The sequence below is a fragment of the Paenibacillus albicereus genome (assembly GCF_012676905.1).
Taxonomy (GTDB): domain Bacteria; phylum Bacillota; class Bacilli; order Paenibacillales; family Paenibacillaceae; genus Paenibacillus_O; species Paenibacillus_O albicereus.
In genome coordinates this window covers 4,168,111-4,182,805 of sequence record NZ_CP051428.1, presented here as the reverse complement: position 1 = coordinate 4,182,805, position 14,695 = coordinate 4,168,111, and the positions used below count along the sequence as shown (strand labels likewise).

The following is a 14,695-nucleotide window of genomic DNA, read 5'->3' as shown; positions in this document are numbered from 1 at the left end:
TGACGCTGGAAGCGGAAGAAAGGAGGGGGCGCGGATGGCGCTGACAAGCGAGCAGATGGAGCAGGCGGCCTCCTTCATGATGGAGCTGCTGCGGGAGCTGGCCTGGATCGGCGCGGAAGGCGCCGTGCCTGCGCATGGCCAGGAGCCGCAGCTTGCCGGGGCGGCGGAGCAGGCGGCCGCAGCTGGCGGGACAGCTTGGGCGGAGCGAGGGCCGGCACCGCAGGCCGCGCTAGGCGGCGAGCAGGCCGGGGCGGCGATGCGTTCGAGCGGCTGCTCCGGCGAGCCCGCCGCGTCCGCCCAGCCGGCGGACTCGGCCGGCCTGATCGGCCCGGCCGGCGCGCTCGGCGTGACGCGCCTGCTGTACGACGGCGCATGGCTGGAGGCCCAGCGCCGGCTGGAGCGGCGGCTCGCCGAAGCCGGCCTGGAGCCGCGCTTCGACCGCGCGGGCAGCCTGTACGGCCGCCTGGCGGGGACGGAAGCCGGGAGCGGCGTCGTGCTGACCGGCTCCCACATCGACACCGTGCGGCGCGGCGGCCCCTATGACGGCGCCTACGGCGTCGCCGCCGGCATCGCCGCGCTGGCGGCGCTGAGACGCTTCTGCGGACCGCCGCAGCGGACGCTGGAGGTCGTGTCGCTGTGCGAGGAGGAAGGCAGCCGCTTCCCGCTCTCCTACTGGGGCTCCGGCACGATGATCGGCCGCTACGGCCTCGAGGGGGCCGCGCGCTATCGCGACGCGGGCGGAACGACGCTGGAGGAGGCGATGCTCTCGGCGGGCTTCGGCCGCCCCGAGCAGCCGCATCCTCGGCGCGGCGACCTGGCCGCGTTCGTCGAGCTCCACGTCGAGCAGGGCATCGTGCTGGAACGGGGCGGCGAAGGCATCGGCGTCGTGCAGGCGATCGTCGGCCAGCGCCGCTACACGTTCACGGTGGCCGGCGAAGCCAACCACGCCGGCACGACGCCGATGCGCCTGCGGCGCGACGCGCTCGCCGGAGCGGCGGAGATGGCGCTCGCGGCCGAGCGGGCGGCCGTCCGCCGGGGCGAGCCGATGGTCGCCACGGTCGGCCGGATCGCCGCCGAGCCCGGCACGCCGAACGTCGTGCCGGGCCGGGTCGTGTTCACGCTGGACGTCCGGCATGACGACGCGCAGGCGCTGGAGGCGTTCTGCCGGGAGCTGCTGGAGGAGCTGGACGGCATCGCCGCCCGGCGCGGCCTCGAGCTGCAGGGCGAGCTGTGGATGGACGCGCCGCCGGCCCCGATGGACGCGGGTCTGGCCGAACGGCTCGAGCGGGCGGCCGCGCGGCGGGGCCTGGCGGTCCGCCGCATGGCGAGCGGAGCGGGGCATGACGCGCAGCTCCTGTCGGAGCTTTGTCCGGCCGCGATGCTGTTCGTGCCGAGCCGGGCCGGCATCAGCCATTCCCCGCTGGAATTTACGGAGGAGGCGCAGCTGGCCGCGGGCTTGGCGGTTTTGATCGATGCGCTTTACGAGCTTGCCTACGAGGAGAGAGTGCCATGAAACGATATGCCGATCTGGCGCCGACGCCGAGGACGATCCTGACGCCGGGGCCGGTGGAGGCCGACCCGCGCGTGCTGCGGGCGATGAGCCATACGGTGCTCGGCCAGTTCGACCCGGAGTTCACCGCCCTCATGAACGAGACGATGGAGATGCTGCGGGAGCTGTTCCGCACCGGCAACCGCTGGGCGTATCCGGTCGACGGCACGTCCCGTTCCGGGCTGGAAGCGGTGCTGACCGGGCTGATCGAGCCGGGGGACCGGGTGCTCGTGCCGATCTTCGGCCGGTTCGGCCATCTGCTGACGGAGCTGGCGCAGCGGCTCGGGGCGGAGGTATATACGATCGAGAAGCCATGGGGCGAGGTGTTCGAGCCGCGCGAGGTGATCGAGGCGATCGACGCCTGCCGGCCGGATCTTGTGGCGATCGTCCACGGCGAGACGTCGACCGGCCGCGTGCAGCCGCTGGAGGCGATCGGAAAGGCCTGCCGGGAGCGCGATATCCTGATCGTCGTCGACGCAGTGGCGACGATCGGCGGCGTGCCGGTCGAGACCGACGCCTGGCGTCTCGACGCCGTCGTCGGCGGCGCGCAGAAATGCCTGTCGGTGCCGTCCGGCATGGCGCCGATCACGTACAACGAGCGCGCCGAGGCGAAGCTGCTCCGCCGCAAGCGCGTCGAGCGCGGGCTGCAGCCTCCGGCTGCGGCAGCGGAGGAGCCGCCCGGCGCTCTGGCCGCCGCTGGCTTGCCTGGCTCAAGCGGCGCGGCCGCTCGGCCCGAGTCCGCCGCCGGACCCGGCAGCGCGGGCCATGCCGCGCTCGCGTCCGCCGCGCCGAAGCTGCAGCCGCCGCCGTCGAGCGAGCTCGGCGGCAGCGTCATCCGCAGCAACTACCTCGACCTCAGCCAGCTGCAGGACTACTGGAGCCCGGCGCGGCTCAACCACCACACCGAGATGACGTCGATGCTGTATGCGCTGCGCGAGGGCGTGCGGCTCGTGCTGGAGGAAGGGCTCGAGGCGCGCTTCGCCCGCCACCGCCGGCATGAGTCGGCGCTCGTCGCGGGACTGGAGGCGATGGGCCAGCGGCTGTACGGCGATCCGTCGTGCAAGCTGGCCGTCGTCGCCTGCGTCGAGATTCCCGAGGGCATCGACGGGGAATCCGTGCGCTCGATGCTGCTGGAGCAGTTCGGCATCGAGATCGCGAGCAGCTTCGGCCCGCTCAAGGGCCGCATCTGGCGCATCGGCACGATGGGCTACAGCTGCTCGAAGCGCAACGTGCTCCTGCTGCTCGTCGCGCTGGAGGCGGTGCTGCTGCGCCACGGCGCGCGGCTCGAGGCCGGAGCGGCGGTGCAGGCGGCGCTCGACATCTACGAGGAGGGAAGCGTATGAAGCCGGTCATGCCGATGGGCTACCAGGGGATGGTCGCGACGCCCCATTACATCGCCAGCGAGATTGGACGGGACATCGTGCGCCGAGGCGGCAGCGCCGCCGATGCGGCCGTGGCCGTCAGCGCGGCGCTCGGCGTCGTCTATCCGCATATGACCGGCGTCGGCGGCGACGCGTTCTTCATGCTCTACGACGCGGCGAGTGGAGAGATCGCCGGCTACAATGGCAGCGGCCGCGCCGGCAGCGGCGTGTCGCCGTCCGTCTATGCGGACGCGGGAGAGCAGGAAATTCCTCGGCGCGGCGTGCGCAGCTCGATCACGGTGCCGGGCATGGTCGACGCCTGGTGGGAGGTGTGGCGGCGCGGCGGCCGGATGCCGTGGGAGGAGCTGCTGGAGCCGGCGGCCCAGTACGCCGAACAGGGCTTTCCGATCTCGCGCAATCTGGCGCATTGGATGCGGCTCGGCGAGCGCGAGCTTACCGCCTGCCCCGCGCTGGCGGAGCTCTACCTGCCGCAGGGCCGGCTGCTGCGGGCCGGCGACCGGCTCATGCAGCCGGCGCTCGCGCGCACGCTGCGGGAGCTGCAGGCGGCGGGCCGGGACGGCTTTTATGCAGGGTCGGTCATGGAGCGCATCGTCGCCGGGATGGAGCGGGACGGCGGCCTGCTGACGCGCGGGGACTTCGCCGCCCATCGCGGCGAGTGGGTGCGCACCGTGTCGGTGAGCTATCGGGGCTGCGAGGTGCATCAGATGCCGCCGAACTCGCAGGGCTTCTCCGCGCTCATGATGCTGAACGTGCTGGAGAACGCCGACCTGTCCGCGATCCCGCGCGATTCGGCCGCGTTCTACCACCTGATGGCCGAGACGGTCAAAAAGACGTTCCGCGACCGCGACCGCTACTTGACCGATCCGGACTTCGCGCATATTCCGCTGGAGCGGCTGCTGTCCAAATCGTACGCGCGCCATCTGTACGACGAGATCGGCCGCAGCTTCCCGAATCCCGCTCCGCATCTGTCGCCGGCGATGGGGCAGGACACCGCCTACGCGGCGGTCGTGGACGGCGAGGGCAACGCCGTTTCCTTCATCCAAAGCCTGTATTACGATTTCGGAGCGGCCTACATGCCCGACGACACCGGCGTGCTGCTGCAGAACCGCGGCTCGTTCTTCTCGCTCGATCCGTCCGCCCCGAACGTGCTCGCTCCGGGCAAGCGCTCGTTCCACACGCTCATGCCGGCGATGATCCTGCGCGGGGGCAAGCCGTGGGCGCTCGTCGGCTCGCAGGGCGGCGAGGGCCAGCCGCAGACGCAGCTGTCCGTCATCACCGGCCTGATCGACTACGGCTGCACCGTCCAGGAGGCGCTCTCGCTGCCGCGCTGGATCTACGGCCGGACGTGGGGGCAGGACAGCGACAGCCTCAAGCTCGAAAACCGCGGCCTGGCCGCTGCGGCGGCGACGCTGCGCGGATGGGGGCACCGGGTCGAGCTGGTCGACGCCTGGGATGGCCTCACCGGCCAGGCGCAGGGCATCGTCATCGACGCGGGCGGCCTGATGACCGGCGCGGCCGATCCGCGCGGCGACGGCCTGGCGATCGGCTGGTAAGCCGGTAGGACTTGGCCACCCGACGGCACAGAAAGGAGCATCGCGAGTGCTGGCGACATTATGGAATCTCTTTTACTCGTTCGGGGTGGCGACGCTGCTCGGCTACGGCGGAGGGCCGTCGATCATCCCGATCTATCAGGATCAGGTAGTCGGCCGCTACGGCTGGATGACGACCGACGAATTCGGCAAGGCGCTCGCCTTCGGCAACGCGCTGCCCGGACCGATCGCGACCAAGCTGGCGGCCTACATCGGCTACAAGGTCGCAGGGGTGGCCGGCAGCGCCGTCGCGCTCGTCGCGGTCGTGCTGCCGACGGCGCTCGTCATGGTGGCGCTTTCGGGCATCATGATGAAGCTGAGCGGCAACCCCGTCATCAAAGGCATGATAAAGGGCATCCAGCCGGTCATCTTCGTCATGATGGCGATGCTGGCGTACGATTTCTCCAAGTTCGCCTTCAAGGAAAGCTCCGGCTTGCTCCATTTCATGCCGTTCCTGATCGCGGCGGCGTTTTTCATCCTCGTGCAGTACCTGAAGCTGAACGCCGTCTGGGGCATTCTCGGCGCGCTGGCGATCGGGGCGATCTTCCTGCGGGGCTAGCCGGGCGCCGGCGCAAAAAACCCGTTCTCCGTTCCGCAGAAGCAGCGCTTCGGCAGGACGGAGAACGGGTTTTCGAGCTGCAGCCGCGCAGAGCCTAGCCCTCGCGCTTCCACACCTTCTCGTCGTTGTGCCCTTCGGTCAGCACGATCGTGTCCGGCACGAGCTTCAGCACGACGATGTTGGGATCGTCCGGACCTTCCCAATAGCGGTTCATGTCCGACTCCCACAGGTCGCGGATGACCGAGCGGTCGTCCTGGATGCTCGCGCGTCCCTGCACGTCGACGATGTCCTTGGGCCACATGTGGCCTTCCAGGCCCATCAGCAGGTTCGCATGGGGATTGGCCTCCAGCTGGTCGACCTTCCAGGAGCGCCGATCCGCCAGCAGCAGCACGGTCAGCCCATCATGGAAAATCGACATGTACCTCGAACGCGGACGATCCTCCTCCACCGTCGACAGCACGCCGTATTTCTCCTTCTGCAGGCGCGCCGCGATCTTCTCCTCCAGCTCCTCGCGGGAAAGCTCCGTTGCCATAATGCTCCACTCCTTCTGCAATTAGGGTCATGCCGCTATTCTACCCTTCGCGCCACCGTCCGAACCGTTCCCGCTTCCGCGCCTTTCCGGTTCTATTCAAGGCCGTGAGGTTAATGCACCTCATAGAGGATCGGTCAAGGAGAGGAGCGGTGCGGCATGGAGGAGTGGAATGGAGTCGAGGCGATCGTCGTCGTCGCCGTGCTGACGCTCGTCCTGTTCGCGCTGAGCTTGATGCTCGAAAAGAAGGCCGCCTGGAAAGAAGCGGCCGGAAACCGCAGCCGCTACGATTCCATTTTCGAGTACAATCCCGACATGGTGTGCCTGTTCAGCCGCGACGGGAGTCTGCTGCGCATCAATCCGGCGGCGGTCCGGCTGACGGGCTACAGCGCCGGCGAGCTGGAAGGGAGCCGCTTCTGGTCCATCCTGGACCCGGCGGATCAGCTGCGCGTCAGGCGCTGCTTCCTGCGGGCGAAGCAAGGCCGGGCGCAGACATCCGAGCTGCGCGTCCGCACCAAGGAAGGGCGGGTGCTGGAGCTGAGCACGGTATTCGTCCCGTGGGACGGACGCGACGGACGGATGGACATCTACACGATCTCCACCGATCTGACTCCGCGGAATACGGCGCTGCGGGAAGCGTGGCACGCCCGGTCGCAGGCCGAGGAGGCGCTCAAGATCAAGAGCGAGTTCCTCGCCGTCATGAGCCATGAGATCCGCACGCCATTGAACGGCGTGCTCGGCATGAGCGAGCTGCTGCTCGACACCGATCTCGACGAGAGCCAGCGGGAGTACGTGCGCATCATCCGCAGCAGCGGCAGCGGCTTGATGGACGTCATGGACGACGTGCTCGACTATTCGCGGATGGAGTCGGGCGGGGAAATCCCGCTCGCGCAAGAGCCGTTCGAGCTGCGCGACGTCGTCGTCGGGTCCCTGCAGCTGTTTCTCGGCAAGCTGAGAGAAAAGAAGCTCGACGCTATCCTCGAGCTCGAGCCGGGCCTGCCGGAGGTGCTGATCGGCGACGGCAAGCGGCTGCGCCAGGTGCTCCACAACCTCATCAGCAACGCGGTCAAGTTCACGGAGCAAGGCGGCATCTCCGTCAAAGTCAGGGAAGCCTGGCGAAAAGGCGGTGTAATCCGCTTGGAGTTCCGCATCCGGGACACCGGCATCGGCATACCGGACGACAAGCTTCCGCTGCTGTTCAAGCCGTTCACGCAAAGCGATTCATCCATCTCGCGCTTGTACGGGGGCACGGGGCTGGGGCTCGCGATCTGCCGCTCGCTCGTCGAACGGATGAACGGGCGCATCGAGCTGAAGCCGCTGGAGCAGGGGGCGGCAGCCGTTTTCGAGATCGAAGCGGGTCTTCATGAGGAGCCATCTGCGACTTTTTAAATAAAATACTTGAGAAAGTTCGCAAGCCGGCTATAATGGGATACAGGAACCCTAGCTGGAAACGAAAGGATGATCGACGGATGAAGATTGCCATCATTGCCGGAGGCAACCGCAAGGAAGCGACCAGCACGCAGCTGCTCCGCTATATGGAGAAGGCGCTTCAGGAGAAGGATATCGAGGTGACGTTCATCGATCTGTACCGGCATGAGCTGCCGCTCTACTCGGCCGATGCCGTGGAGCCGAGCGAGCAGATCGACCTGCTCGTGCAGGCCGTCGCCGGCGCGGACGGCGTCATTCTCGGCACGCCGGAGTATCACGGCTCGTTCTCCGGCACGCTCAAAAACGCGCTCGACTACCTCGGAGCGGCGCAGTTCGAAGGCAAGCCGGTGCTCGTCGCCAGCTCCGCGGCCGGCGCCGTCGGCGTCAGCTCGCTGACGCAGCTGCAGACGGTCGTCCGCAACCTGCACGGCATCAACTGCACGGAGTGGGTGTCGATCGGCGGAGACGCGCGCTCGTTCGGCGCGGACGGCGAGCCGGCCAGCGACAAGGTCAAGCAGCGCGTCCTGTATGCGCTGGAGCATCTGACGCGGCTCGTGCGCCAGCTGCGCCTGGCGGACTAAGGACGAAGCATGGCAAAGAAAAAGAAGCGGTCCCGAATCGGGATCGCTCTTTTTTTACGGTCAAAAAGGACAAAAAGTCTCGAAAGGTAGATTTCATTATAAATATTATTCATAATGAATAATATAAACGAATGGAAAGGCGGCGGAGCGATGGGCCTGAAGCAGAAGTGGATCCAGGTATACCGCAGAATCAAGGGCATCGCCAAGCTCGGCAGCGGTGGGCATTCGTTTCGGGATGCTCCGATGATTCGCGGAAGGATTTACGTGAATCGTTTCGGCGACTTGAAAGTGGGACGTAAATTCTCGATGGCGGGCAAGCCGTGGGCGAGCCAGCTGACGGTGGAGCCGGGAGCGAAGCTGCATATCGGCGACAATGTGTTCATCAACGCCGGCTGCGGCATCGCCGCCACTCGCGAAATCGTCATCGGCAACGACGTGCGGATCGGGCCCCGGACCAGCATCATGGACAGCGATTACCATCGGCTGGATGCGGATGTGGACTACGGGCAGCTCAAGAAGCCGGTCTTCATCGGCAACAACGTCTGGATCGGCACGCGGTGCACCATTCTGGCGGGAGTGACGATCGGAGACGGCGCGGTCATCGCTGCCGGGAGCGTCGTCATCCGCGACGTTCCCGCCCGCACCGTCGTCGGCGGTACGCCGGCCAAAGCCATCCGTGAGCTTCATCTCCCGGACGGCTGGATTCGCGGCTAGAATGCGGCGGGCAGCTCGACGGGAACGAACGATACCATGGACGCCATGGAATCTTGCCGGCATGGAAAAAGGGGGTTCAGTATCCCCGCTCGTAGTCGACGATGTTGCGCGCCGGGCGTCCGTCCTCCAGGTAGCTCTTGAGGTTGCGGACGAACAGGTCGGTGACGCGCTCCTTGTAGCGGCCGGAGCTGCCGCCCATATGCGGCGTGAGGATGACCTGCTCCATCGCCCACAGCGGATGGCCCTCCGGCAGCGGCTCCGGATCGGTCACGTCGAGTCCGGCTCCTCCGATCGCGCCGCTGCGCAGCGCCTCGACGAGCGCTTCGGTATCGACCGATACGCCGCGGCCGATGTTGATGAATACGGCGCTCTCTTTCATCGCCGCGAATTCGGCGGCGCCGTAGACGCGCTCCGTATCCGGCGTGTGAGGCAGGACGTTGACGACGTAGTCCGCCTGGGCGAGCGCGTCATGCAGCTGCCCGATCGCCAGTGTCTCGTCCATATGCGGCGTCGGCCGCGCCGTGCGGCGCACGCCGATCGTGCGCATGCCGAGCGCCTGGCCGAGCCGGCCGAGCTCGGTGCCGATCTCGCCCGCTCCGATGATCGCGAGCGTCGCTCCATTCAGCTCCGCGTACGGCTCGCGCGGCTCCCATTTGCCCCGGAGCTGGCTGCGCACCGAATGGTGCAGGCCGCGCGAGAAGGCGAGCATCATCGCCAGCGCCGTCTCCGACATCGGCACGGGATGCACGCCGCTCGCCGTCGTCAGGATGACGCCGGCCTGCTCCAGCTTGTCCAGCGGCATCTTGTCCACGCCGGCGGACCACGATTGCAGCCACTTGAGCGAGCCGCCCTCGCCGAGAGACTCCTTCTCGATGGCGGGGCTCCATCCGCAGATGACCTCCGCTTCGCGGAACAGCTTGTCGTCCAGCTCCTTGGGACGGCCGAATACGATGTTCCAGCCCGGCGCGGCCTCGCGCACGCGCGCTTCCTGCTCCGGCGTCAGGCCGTGCAGGCAGATCATGGTTGGCATGCTTCTCATCCTCTCCTTTATGTTAGTCTATCAACGTTCGGCATCGGGTTTCAAACAGGGTCTTGACTTGCCCGCCTCCGAGCGGGTAAGATAGGCTCCAATCTCATTCTTCAGTGAGCCATGACCAGAGACAGGATCCCCTTCGCGGGCCGCCCAGAGAGAGAAGCGAACGCTGCGAGCTTCTTCGGTGCCGGATGCCGGGATTACCCCTCTGATAGCTGCAGCGCTGAATTCGCCGGCAAGTGCCGCGCGGCCGTAAGCCTGCCGGATCGTCCCCGCTATCGGACGCCAATGAAGGACTTTCCGTGCCGATGCGCTTTTTGCGGACGCTCATGCGGGAGGTCGAATCAGGGTGGAACCACGGGTCCTAAGCGCGCTCGTCCCTTCTCGGGATGAAGCGCGTTTTTTGTCGTTCCCATTCGAAGAAAGGAGGAGAATCGCATGGAAATCAGAGAAGAAAGAGCATCCAGCGGCGGCGAGATCGTCATCGCCCTGCCGAGCGGACAAGTCAGGAGGTATCCTGCCGGCACGACCGCCGCGGCCGTCGCGGACTCGATCCGCCCGGGCCTGCGCGCCAAGGCCGCTGCGGCCCGGCTGGACGGGCGGCTCGTCGACCTCGGCCAGCCGCTGCCGGGCGGCGGAGCGCTGGAGCTGCTCTTGCCGGAGTCGCCGGAAGCGCTGGAGCTGCTGCGCCGGAGCGCGGCCCATGTGCTGGCCCATGCGCTCGGGCAGCTGTACGGAGACGCCGCCGTGCAGCTTGGGAGCTGCTTCGCCAGCGCCGACGGCTTCGGCTGCGACGTGCTGCTGGCCGAGCCGATCGGAGCGGGCGAGCTGGCGCGGATCGAGAAGGAGATGGAGCGGATCGTCGCCGAGGATCTGCCGTTTTCGCGCATGGAGCTTGGCCGTTCGGAGGCGGAGGAGCGGCTGGCGGAGCGAGGGGAGTCGCTGCAGCTGGAGCTGCTGCGGGAGCGTGCGGACGACGGTCCTATCGAGCTCTATGCGCACGGCCGGTTCGAGGCGGTCGAGGCGGGACCGCTGCTGCCGTCGACGGGACGGCTCAAGGCGCTGCGGCTGATGAGCGTCGCGGGCGCCTACTGGCGGGGCGATTCCGAGCGGCCGATGCTGCAGCGGATCCACGGCGCGGCTTTTTGGAAAAAAGCGCAGCTGGGCGAGCATCTGGAGCGGCTGGAGGAAGCGCGCAGGCGCGACCACCGCAAGCTCGGCAAGGAGCTGGGGCTGTTTCTGTTCACCGAAGAAGCTCCGGGCATGCCGTTCTACCTGCCTCGCGGCATGGCGGTGCGGACGGCGCTGGAGGACTTCTCCCGCCGGCTGCAGCTGCGCCGAGGCTACGAAGAGGTTCGCACGCCGTTGCTGATGAACCGCAGGCTGTGGGAGGAGTCGGGCCACTGGGACCATTACCAGGACCAGATGTACTTCTGCGACGTGGACGGCAGCCCGTATGCGCTCAAGCCGATGAACTGCCCGGGCCACATGCTGATCTTCGGCAGCCGGCTCCGCTCGTACCGCGAGCTGCCGCTGCGGCTGGCGGAGTTCGGCCAGGTCCATCGCCACGAGTTCTCGGGGGCGCTGAGCGGCATGATGCGCGTCCGCTCGTTCTGCCAGGACGACGCCCATCTGTTCGTCCGACCGGACCAGATCGGGGAGGAGATCGGCCGCGTCATGGAACTGATCGACGACACGTACGGCGCGTTCGGCTTCACCTACCGGATGGAGCTGTCGACGAGGCCGCAGGACAGCATGGGCTCCGAGGAGCTGTGGGAGCAGGCGGAGGGAGCGCTGCGGGACGTGCTGGTGCGGCGCGGGGCGGACTACCGGCTGAATGCAGGCGACGGCGCCTTCTACGGGCCGAAGATCGACTACCATGTGCTCGACGCGCTCGGGCGCAGCTGGCAATGCGGCACGATCCAGCTCGATTTCCAGATGCCGGACAAATTCGATCTCGGCTACGTCGGCGAAGACGGCGCGCGCCATCGGCCGGTCGTCATCCACCGGGCCGTCTACGGCTCGATCGACCGCTTTCTCGGCATCCTGACGGAACACTTCGCCGGCGCGTTCCCGATGTGGCTCGCGCCGGTGCAGGCGCGCGTGCTGCCGGTATCGGAGGCGCAGCGCGAAGCCGCCGAGCGGATGCGGGAGCGGCTCGTCGAGGCGGGCCTGCGCGCGGATACGGATAGCCGCAGCGAGAAGCTCGGCAGCCGCATCCGGGACGCGCAGCTCGCCAAGGTTCCGTATATGCTCGTCGTCGGAGCGGCTGAGGCGGAAGCAGGCCGGGCGGCGGTGCGCAGCCGGGGCGGAGGCGATCTCGGGGCGATGGAGCTGGAGGCGTTCCTTCAGCTCGCGGCCAAGGAAATTATGCCAGAAATAGGTTGAGAATAGATGGAAAAATATCCTCCCCTTGCCGATATATGAAGCAGGAGGGGATAGCCCATGGACCTGAACGTGTCCCGGATATTGGAAGCAGTCGAGCAAAAGCGCTCGGAAATGATTAAAGCCGCGGAACAATGCGGATTCCGATCCGAATTGGTGCTGTTTCTGTCCCAGGAGCTGGATGCTCTGCTGAACGATTACGAACGGATCCGCAAGAGGCGAGGCATAAGCCTGGTCTCGTAGCGAGCGGAGCTCACGCTAATCGACACAGTAGTTGAAGGAAAGCCGGTCGGCAGCTGCTGCCGATGCCCCCCACTGTTGGATAAGGAAAACCCCGCCGGAGCGAGCTTCGGCGGGGCTTTTAGTCGTACGCGAGAGGCTGTATGTAGAATAAAAACGAGATAGGATCCAGCCTATTCCACCCATTGCTTGGTGAGATGGCGATGCTCGGGCTGCTGCTCGGCTTGATCCGGCAGCGGCATCGGCAGCCGGAAGCCTTTTCCTCCGTCGCGGGTTGACAGGTGGAGGAAGTCGGAATGCTTTCGAAGGTGAGGGCTGAAGCGAGGGCACCCTTCTGCCTTGGATTTGCTGAATCCAGGGCAAACGGATCGATTCAAGGCGTCTTTCTGCCTTGAATCGGCTGTGCTGAAAGGAAAAGGCTAGAACCAAGGCAGATTTCTATCTTGAATCGGCTTTTTTTCATAAAATGACGCAATCCAAGGCAGAAATCTGCCTTGGATTTTTGTCTACCCGGCCATGGAGCGATGCGCGAGCCAAACCACGCCGAAAATCATCCACGCCGACAATCATCCATGCCGCTAGCCCTTGCCTCCGGCCTGCCAAGCCCGTCGCGATTGGGCGGTCGGCGCTTCCTTATGGTAAAGTAATAAGATAATGCCTCGTAAGGCTGTTTCCATCGCAGAAGGAGCTTGATCGAACCATGGAGATTTTTCTGCTGACGATGGCGCTGCTGGTGCTGATCGGAGCATCCAACGTCATCCAGCGCCTCATCCCGTTCGTTCCGGTGCCGATCATCCAGATCGGGCTCGGCATCGCGGCGGCGTACATGCCGTTCGTGCACCATGTGCCGTTCGAGCCGGAGCTGTTTTTCGTGCTGTTCATCGCCCCGCTGCTGTTCAATGACGGCAAGATCACCCCGCGCGAGGAGCTGTGGCGGCTGCGCTCGCCGATCCTGCTGCTGGCGCTCGGACTCGTGTTCGCCACCGTCCTGCTCGTCGGGCCGTTCATCCACTGGCTGATCCCGGCGATTCCGCTGTCGGCCGCGTTCGCGCTCGCGGCGATCCTGTCGCCGACCGACGCGGTCGCGGTCGGCTCGATCTCCGGCCGGGCCAAGCTGCCGGGCGGCATCCTGCGCCTGCTCGAGGGCGAGGCGCTCATGAACGACGCCTCGGGCCTTGTGGCCTTCAACTTCGCCATCGCCGCGACCGTGACGGGCTACTTCTCGATCACGCATGCGGCCGGCAGCTTCGTCGTCATCGCGCTCGGAGGACTCGCCGTCGGCGCGGCGCTCGGCTTCGCGGCCGTCTGGCTGCGGGTGTGGCTGCGGCGCTGGGGGATGGAGGACGTCACGGTCCACATGCTCATCCTCATCCTGACGCCGTTCCTCATCTTCCTCGCCGCCGAGCATCTGCATGTGTCGGGCATCCTCGCCGTCGTCGCGGCAGGCGTCGTGCATGCGGTCGAGCGGGACCGGATGGGACCGTCGACGATCCGCCTCAACGTCGTGTCCGACAGCACCTGGTCGGTCATCCTGTTCTGCCTGAACGGCCTCGTGTTCATGCTGCTCGGCTTCGAGATCCCGGCCGTCATTACGAACATCTGGGAGGACCCGAACTACAACAACGGCCAGGTCATCGGCTACATCTTCGCCATCACGGCGCTGCTGCTGGCGCTGCGCTTCGTCTGGGTATGGGCGAGCGAGCGCCGCTGGAAGCCGTCGCTGCTGACCGCGCTCTCCGGGGTGCGCGGCGCGGTGACGCTGGCGGGCGCCTTCTCGATCCCGCTGCTTCTCGGCGACGGATCGCCGTTCCCCGAGCGCAGCCTCATCCTGTTCATCTGCGCCGGCGTCATCCTGCTGACGCTCGTCATCGCGAGCATCTTCCTGCCGCTGCTCACCCGCGAGCCGGGCGCGGCACAGGCCGGGAGCGCGGAGGCCGCCGCCAAGGAAGCGGAGCGACGGGCGCGCATCAAGGTGCTGGAAGCCGGCTTGCGCACGGTGCAGGACGAGCTGCGCGAGGACAACCAGGCGGCCGCGCTGGCGATCAAGGCCGATTACGCGCAGCGGCTGCAGGAGCTGCGCATCGGGCTGGCGGCCGAGACGGAGTCCCGTTCGGCGGTCGTGCCGCTGCGGCTGGAAGCGCTCGAGGCCGAGCGCCGGCTAGCCCGCGAATGGCTGGCCGACGGACGCATCACGCCGCAGCTGGAGGAGGCGTTCCAGTCGTCGCTGAACCGCGTCGAGCTGGCGCTGACGAACCGGTTCAAGCTGTTGGCGGCGTTGCTGTACAGCCTGTTCATCCGGCTGTTCACCAAGCGCGGCCGCCTGCGCAAGGCGCGCCTGAAGGCCGAGCGGGTCAAGGAAGAGTACAAGGAGCTCAAGCAGGCGGCTATCGCCGCCTCGATCGAGCGGGTGCGCGAGCTCGAGGACCAGTACAGCCCGGACCTGATCCAGGCGATGATGGGCCACTACCGCGAGATGGCGCTGCGCCTGCGCGGAGCCCAGCTCGGACGGGGCGAGACCGGCACGGCCGCCGAGCGCCGCGAGCTGGAGCAGAAGGCGGTGCAGGCCGAGCGCAACGAGATCCAGCGGCTGTTCGAGGAAGGCGGCATCGACCGCAAGCTCGCGGCCAAGCTGCGCGTGTATGTGAACTACCGCGAAGCGAGCCTGCATGAGAACGAGCAGCTCGGCACGCACGCGGCACATTGACG

The 14,695-nt window shown here is 66.9% G+C and carries 12 protein-coding genes; 10 read left to right on the top strand and 2 right to left on the bottom strand.

Annotated features, from left to right (window positions below):
* The first annotated feature begins 34 nt into the window (after window positions 1–34).
* Genes HGI30_RS18885 through HGI30_RS18870 form a run of 4 tightly spaced genes read left to right on the top strand, consistent with a single transcriptional unit; the run spans window position 35 to window position 5,079 of the window.
* Window positions 35–1,513, top strand: coding sequence for a Zn-dependent hydrolase (locus HGI30_RS18885; RefSeq protein WP_235680193.1), 1,479 nt, complete (start codon window positions 35–37; stop codon window positions 1,511–1,513).
* Entirely contained in the window at window positions 1,510–2,892 is a 1,383-nt protein-coding gene (locus tag HGI30_RS23325; protein WP_235680192.1) for a pyridoxal-phosphate-dependent aminotransferase family protein, read from the top strand. The genes HGI30_RS18885 and HGI30_RS23325 overlap by 4 nt, the downstream gene beginning before the upstream one ends.
* Entirely contained in the window at window positions 2,889–4,484 is a 1,596-nt protein-coding gene (gene ggt, locus HGI30_RS18875) for a gamma-glutamyltransferase (RefSeq protein WP_168908965.1), read from the top strand. Before HGI30_RS23325 ends, ggt begins: the two co-directional genes overlap by 4 nt.
* Before the next feature lie 46 nt (window positions 4,485–4,530).
* Window positions 4,531–5,079, top strand: a complete 549-nt coding sequence (locus tag HGI30_RS18870; protein ID WP_168908964.1) for a chromate transporter — start codon at window positions 4,531–4,533, stop codon at window positions 5,077–5,079.
* A 94-nt stretch (window positions 5,080–5,173) separates the two neighbouring features.
* On the opposite strand, the gene HGI30_RS18865 is transcribed toward HGI30_RS18870, so the two are convergent.
* On the bottom strand, window positions 5,174–5,611 hold the full coding sequence (locus HGI30_RS18865; RefSeq protein ID WP_168908963.1) for a pyridoxamine 5'-phosphate oxidase family protein: 438 nt from the start codon (window positions 5,609–5,611) through the stop codon (window positions 5,174–5,176).
* A 156-nt stretch (window positions 5,612–5,767) separates the two neighbouring features.
* Between HGI30_RS18865 and HGI30_RS18860 the strand changes: the two genes are divergently transcribed.
* The 3 genes from HGI30_RS18860 to HGI30_RS23615 all read left to right on the top strand — a co-directional run bounded on the left by HGI30_RS18860 (window position 5,768) and on the right by HGI30_RS23615 (window position 8,331).
* A complete protein-coding gene (locus tag HGI30_RS18860; protein WP_168908962.1) occupies window positions 5,768–6,997 on the top strand; it encodes a PAS domain-containing hybrid sensor histidine kinase/response regulator in 1,230 nt (409 codons plus the stop codon).
* Window positions 6,998–7,077: 80 nt separating this feature from the next.
* Window positions 7,078–7,617 carry an NADPH-dependent FMN reductase gene (locus HGI30_RS18855; protein ID WP_168908961.1) on the top strand — a complete coding sequence of 180 codons (540 nt, stop codon included), beginning with the start codon at window positions 7,078–7,080 and terminating at the stop codon, window positions 7,615–7,617.
* Window positions 7,618–7,767: 150 nt separating this feature from the next.
* Window positions 7,768–8,331, top strand: coding sequence for an acyltransferase (locus HGI30_RS23615; protein WP_168908960.1), 564 nt, complete (start codon window positions 7,768–7,770; stop codon window positions 8,329–8,331).
* Window positions 8,332–8,407: 76 nt separating this feature from the next.
* On the opposite strand, the gene HGI30_RS18845 is transcribed toward HGI30_RS23615, so the two are convergent.
* Window positions 8,408–9,361 (bottom strand): D-2-hydroxyacid dehydrogenase, encoded by a 954-nt coding sequence (locus tag HGI30_RS18845; protein ID WP_168908959.1) that lies wholly within the window; start codon window positions 9,359–9,361, stop codon window positions 8,408–8,410.
* Window positions 9,362–9,802: 441 nt separating this feature from the next.
* Here HGI30_RS18845 and thrS point away from each other — a divergent pair, with 441 nt between their 5' ends.
* The 3 genes from thrS to HGI30_RS18830 all read left to right on the top strand — a co-directional run bounded on the left by thrS (window position 9,803) and on the right by HGI30_RS18830 (window position 14,693).
* Window positions 9,803–11,752, top strand: a complete 1,950-nt coding sequence (gene thrS / locus HGI30_RS18840; RefSeq protein ID WP_168908958.1) for a threonine--tRNA ligase — start codon at window positions 9,803–9,805, stop codon at window positions 11,750–11,752.
* Between the two features lie 57 nt (window positions 11,753–11,809).
* Window positions 11,810–11,992: an aspartyl-phosphate phosphatase Spo0E family protein gene (locus HGI30_RS18835; protein WP_168908957.1), complete on the top strand. Its 183-nt coding sequence runs from the start codon at window positions 11,810–11,812 to the stop codon at window positions 11,990–11,992.
* A gap of 697 nt (window positions 11,993–12,689) precedes the next feature.
* Window positions 12,690–14,693 carry a Na+/H+ antiporter gene (locus tag HGI30_RS18830; RefSeq protein ID WP_168908956.1) on the top strand — a complete coding sequence of 668 codons (2,004 nt, stop codon included), beginning with the start codon at window positions 12,690–12,692 and terminating at the stop codon, window positions 14,691–14,693.
* Window positions 14,694–14,695 lie beyond the last annotated feature (2 nt).